The following is a 5,203-nucleotide window of genomic DNA, read 5'->3' as shown; positions in this document are numbered from 1 at the left end:
TGCAATTTGGACATGTTAGCCTCAGTAAAATACTGGTATTTATCACGAATATCCTCCGGGGTTGGAATAAATGTTATGTTTGGCTCCTTCCCCATTGCTTTGAAAGTGTTGGTAGCAAGATCAAGAAACGTGCGACCTTTGCCTGTTCCCACGTTATATATGCCACTATTTTTCCGATGATGCATGAGGAAAAACATAATTTTCGATAAGTCTTTTACATACACAAAGTCGCGTGTTTGCTCTCCATCGTTGTAGTCCGGGTGGTGCGATTTGAATAATTTCATGCCCTCTGTTTCTTTTATCTGGTTAAAAGTATGCAGAATTACTGAGGCCATGCGACCTTTATGGTACTCGTTGGGACCATATACATTGAAAAACTTCAAACCTGCCCAGAAAAAAGGTTGTTGTTCCTGCTGAAGTGCCCATTTATCAAAATCGTTCTTTGATTCGCCGTATAAATTAAGGGGGTGCAAATCGCCCACAACTGTATGATCGTCGTTATAACCCTTCTCACCCAATCCGTATGTTGCAGCACTTGAAGCATATACAAGCGGAATACCATAAGCTACACATTTCTTCCACACTGTTTTACTGTAATTCAGGTTCAGCTCATCGTAAACTGACTTAGGGTAGCCTGTGGTTGCCGAGCGCGCACCCATATGAAAAATAAACTGCACGAACTTATGGTTTTCATCGAGCCATTCAAAAAAACGCATGCGGTCTACCCGGGCGGCAAGTTGCTTATTATCCAGGTTGCGGTTCTTTTCTTCTCTGGAAAATTCATCTACTACCACTATATCTTTGTAGCCTTCGTCATTGAGTTTACGCACTAAATTGCTACCAATCATTCCGGCAGCTCCGGTTACAACTATCATATTCCTATTTTTTTACAAAAATAGCATTTTTTAACAGACATACCGAAGGATTATTTGCAAGCTCTATGTTTTCAATATTGAAATATGCACTGTCATTCGACACAGAAATTTAAGAAAAGACATACGGGTAAACTTCAATGGCCTACAGTTATCAGGTCAACTGCCTGACATCGATTTTTAGTTCTTCTGCAATTCTCCTGTTGGTAGGGAAAAAGAATGCCAGTGCTAAAATTCCAATAATAGTCTCAATTAAAAAAATATGGAATCCCATCATTAAATAGCAAGCCACAAACAAGAATGTAGTGCCTTCTAAAATGGCGCCTCTCGCTAAAATAGCCTCTCTGTACTGATCCAGTTTTGATTCTAAATCATCAGTGGTAATGACCGATAATTTCTTTCTGGTAATATAAACAGCCACTAATAACCCAACTACAAAAAATACATTGGATACGATTAAAAAAGTGTTGTACATTATTTGATCGGGTACAAGAAAGGAACCATTGAAATAATTAATGATTACAGCAAACAGGATGAAAGAAATGACACCAATTATAAGTGCCATATAGACAAAGCGTAATGATTTTAATTTTTGTGCGATTACCTTTTCCATTTTATTGAAATTTTGATTTTATCGTAAAAAAGATCTTCTTTTACCCCGGCTTGCATTGGCACCTTTCACATTTCCACCTCCCCAGGTTAAACCCGACTTGCGTTTTCTGAAGGGCGAAGTGTTCATATCCCATCCTTTGGCCCGGCTTTTTGTTTCTGTGTCAGTTTTCCCGGATTCAGTTCCGGTGTGCTTTTGCTGTTTTATATGATCAATGCGTTTTTTATAACGATAACGTTCAAAACGCCCCAATGGGATAGAAACAGCAAAAACCAACAGGAGCCCTACAATCAATAAAAGATTATTGAATGGAAACTCCATGAACAAACCAATTATACTCAACACAATGGCCAGCCCACCAATAATACCCGAAATATAGATTACTGTTTTCATACCACGATGTATTTATGGTGTATTTTCAATATCCCAATACTCTGCACATTTTTGTTTTTCAGCAATGCGCAATACAGAAAAACCTAATTCAATAGCTTTGCTAAAGCTTTCGCAAGCTTCTTTTTTACGGTCCATTTCGTATAATGCCAACCCACGCAGAAACCAGGCATTTTTATTTTCAGGGTTGAGTGCTATGGCCCGGTCACAATCGGCAAGAACCCCCTGCATATCGCCGGGAAAAAAGGTGGCAGCCCTGTTGGTAAATACGCGGGCATTAGATGAATCATTGGCAATAAAAGCACTAAAATCCTCGCGGGCTTTTTCTGAATTACCGATGGCCATGTATAAACGTCCACGCATCAGATGCAATTCAGCCTCAGAATTTGCAGCAATTTGTTTATCTAAGGTATCCTGAAGCTCCCTGAAATTAGGTTTGGTCCAAAATCCTGTTGTGGTTTTTATCCGGCCGTTGCATGTATCATTTAATACATCAAAAGCCATGTAATAAGGTGTTTCATCCATCAGGTAAGTTCCCGGTGCCGGGCACATCTGGCCATTTTCATCAGCGAACTTCACAGTATCGCCGTTTATGGTGTAAGTTGAAGATACTTCCACAGATTGGTCATTTCCAAAATCAATGGTCACCTTACCGTTATCCTTAAACTGCATTTTTACAGGGCCCTGAGGACTCATACGGAGCCAGACACCAGATATGATTGATTCTGAATGGCTTTTGTCTTGTTTTTCTTTTGGTGGATTTTGGCTACAAGCCATAAATATTGCTGGTATCAGCAGCGCGATAATTGTGTTAGTGATTTTCATGTCTGATTATTTTTCGATACTAAAGTCAAAAATATTGTGCAGTGTAATTTAAAAGAATGCAATAAAGGATAAAAAAGGCTGTCTTCATTTGAAAATATTTATTTACGAACTAAATCATGCCATTTGCAATTTAATGATTTTTTATGAGCCATAAAAGGGCCTCGATCAAACCAGCAAGCACAGAAGGCTGTACACTTTCTACCCATGGAGGTTTCTCGCTGAGTTGCTCCTAAGCCTCAAGGCGGTTGGAGCGCAGCGGAAACCCTTCGAGTGATTAATGGTCTCGGCATAGCGGCTTTTTTGCCGCTTAGCGGTTTTGATTGCCCGGATGGTTTTTGATCCACTATGCCGCTGGAAGCGGCTATGCGGGTTCAGAAAAATCAAGGTGTGGGTTTGGCCATGGCCGACCGGAGTAATGGGCAAGCCACGGTGCGGGTTCTACATAAAAAGAATGAACAGTTTTCTAAACACTTACAGGTAATAAACAAACCCACGCCGTGGCTATGGCGATGGCCTTGTAGCACAGCCTCTCAAAAACGATTGGAAAGCCTGGAAAGCCTGCAACCAATTACTGCGGATTTGCTACTTTTCGTTTAAACCGCTTCGAGGGTCTGCGACCACTCGAAGGGTTTTTCGGACTGGTTGAAAGGTACGCTCCTAAGCCTCAAAGCGGTTGGAGCGCAGCGGAAACCCTTCGAGTGGTTAATAAAATCGCTGCCGGCTTACTTCCCGTTTTAAATTTCATTTTATTCTTGTATATTTACAAAATAAAAATTCAATTTTAAAATTGTAAAAAAAATGATACAGCGTGCGATTGCAAATAAGCTACAGTATTTTGCCTCCAAATACCCCATTGTAACTGTTACCGGGCCACGTCAATCCGGAAAGACAACACTTATAAAGGCATCTTTCCCCGATTATGAATATGTAAATTTTGAAGACCCGGATGTATTGCAAATGGCGAAAGATGATCCGCGTCTTTTTCTGAAACAGTATCAGGAAAAAGCCATATTCGATGAAGTGCAGCGCATTCCCGAACTGTTTTCTTACATGCAAAACCATGTGGATAGCGAAAACAAAGAGGGAATGTTTATTCTTTCGGGCTCACAAAATTTTCTACTGATGGAAAAAATAAGTCAGTCGCTGGCAGGACGGACTGCAATTCTAAAGCTCCTCCCTTTTTCTAAATCTGAAATTGCATCATCATACCATAAATCCAGTTTGCCTGATGAGCCTATTTTTACAGGTGGGTATCCTCGTCTTTTTGATAAAAACATAGCTCCAACTGAATTTTATCCTTTCTATATACAAACCTATATTGAACGTGATGTGCGCCAACTCCAAAACATTACCAATATTGATAGTTTTATTCGTTTTGTGAAGTTATGTGCCGGACGCATCGGGCAGTTGCTAAACTTATCGTCTATCGCCAATGAATGTGGTATTACACAGCCAACGGCAAAAGCCTGGTTAAGTGTTTTAGAGGCCAGTTATATTATTTATTTGTTGCAGCCTTATCATAAAAATTTCAATAAACGTTTAGTTAAAACACCAAAACTCTATTTTTATGATACTGGTGTGGCTTGCTCTTTATTGGGGATAAAAAATCACGAGCAACTTGTAACTCATTATTTACGAGGGGGGTTGTTTGAGAACTGGGTAATTGCGGAATTAATAAAAACCTATTTTAATAAAGCAGAAGAACCATCTATTTACTTCTGGCGCGACAATATTGGCAATGAAATTGATTTGTTAGTTGAAAATGGAACCCATGTTGAAACATACGAAATCAAGTCAGGAGCCACATATAATGCAAAGTTTTTTAAGGGACTAAAATATTGGAGTAAACTTACCAAAGAAGAAATTAAAGGAGCCGTTGTGTATGGTGGTGATAAAACACTGGAAACGCCTCACGGAAAATTAATCGGTTGGAAGGACTGGTAGAATGTTTTTATTTTAGGCACTGAAAAATTAAGGGATTTAGGGGTTTAGTAAGTGGACAAGCCGAATTGCAAATTCGGCTTGAACCAGCGGCTGCGAAAGCCTTTATAAACATATCTGTCCGGACAAAAAAGCCCAAAGGGCTTATAGCAGCAACAGGCAACGCCCGCTGTATATTTGATGCCGGAAAAGTAACCTTCGAAGCGATTGGAGCGCAGCGGAAAATCTTCGAGGGGTTAATGAAATATACCGAATTATAAATTTATTTATCGTCAATTAAAAGACGGGTTCAACTCCGGATTTGGCTTTCCGTCCGCATTGCATTGTCCTATAAACGTTTAATCTCCGGAATTAAGAGGCACCGCGCTTTTTCAGGTTCGCTGCAACTTCTCAACAAACAAGCTTGTCTTTGACGATTGAATAATATAGCTGGGCATTTCTAAATTCCTTTCCTATTCATAGAACGCAGATTTGACTGATAAAAATGATTTGCGCGAGATTTTATTGGCATAAAAAGCAGATTTGCACAGATTTTTCGTTTTCGGTAGTTTTTATGACACACCTA

Annotated in this window: 5 protein-coding genes; 1 reads left to right on the top strand and 4 read right to left on the bottom strand. The window is 39.7% G+C overall.

Features of this window, described 5'->3' with window-relative positions; all coding sequences use genetic code 11:
- From rfaD to VJ937_RS05670, 4 genes are all read right to left on the bottom strand, one after another.
- Positions 1-875: ADP-glyceromanno-heptose 6-epimerase (gene rfaD / locus VJ937_RS05685; RefSeq protein WP_324065922.1), on the bottom strand; the 875-nt coding region annotated here is incomplete at its 3' end.
- Positions 876-1,026: 151 nt separating this feature from the next.
- On the bottom strand, positions 1,027-1,485 hold the full coding sequence (locus tag VJ937_RS05680; protein WP_324065921.1) for a hypothetical protein: 459 nt from the start codon (positions 1,483-1,485) through the stop codon (positions 1,027-1,029).
- A gap of 18 nt (positions 1,486-1,503) precedes the next feature.
- Complete coding sequence (locus VJ937_RS05675) at positions 1,504-1,875, bottom strand: hypothetical protein (RefSeq protein ID WP_324065920.1); 372 nt, start codon at positions 1,873-1,875, stop codon at positions 1,504-1,506.
- Positions 1,876-1,887: 12 nt separating this feature from the next.
- Positions 1,888-2,697 (bottom strand): tetratricopeptide repeat protein, encoded by an 810-nt coding sequence (locus VJ937_RS05670; protein WP_324065919.1) that lies wholly within the window; start codon positions 2,695-2,697, stop codon positions 1,888-1,890.
- Between the two features lie 798 nt (positions 2,698-3,495).
- Here VJ937_RS05670 and VJ937_RS05665 point away from each other — a divergent pair.
- Positions 3,496-4,641, top strand: coding sequence for an ATP-binding protein (locus VJ937_RS05665; RefSeq protein ID WP_324065918.1), 1,146 nt, complete (start codon positions 3,496-3,498; stop codon positions 4,639-4,641).
- The last annotated feature ends 562 nt before the right edge of the window (positions 4,642-5,203 follow it).

Origin of the sequence: Salinivirga sp. (assembly GCF_035268865.1) — a bacterium.
GTDB lineage: Bacteria > Bacteroidota > Bacteroidia > Bacteroidales > Salinivirgaceae > Salinivirga.
This window is presented reverse-complemented; position numbering and strand designations above follow the sequence as displayed.

Bases quoted from the DNA above. Each gene is read 5' to 3' on its own strand.
- VJ937_RS05680 (WP_324065921.1), bottom strand. From the start codon at position 1,485: ATGGAAAAGGTAATCGCACAAAAATTAAAATCATTACGCTTTGTCTAT.
- VJ937_RS05675 (WP_324065920.1), bottom strand. From the start codon at position 1,875: ATGAAAACAGTAATCTATATTTCGGGTATTATTGGTGGGCTGGCCATT.
- VJ937_RS05670 (WP_324065919.1), bottom strand. From the start codon at position 2,697: ATGAAAATCACTAACACAATTATCGCGCTGCTGATACCAGCAATATTT.
- VJ937_RS05665 (WP_324065918.1), top strand. From the start codon at position 3,496: ATGATACAGCGTGCGATTGCAAATAAGCTACAGTATTTTGCCTCCAAA.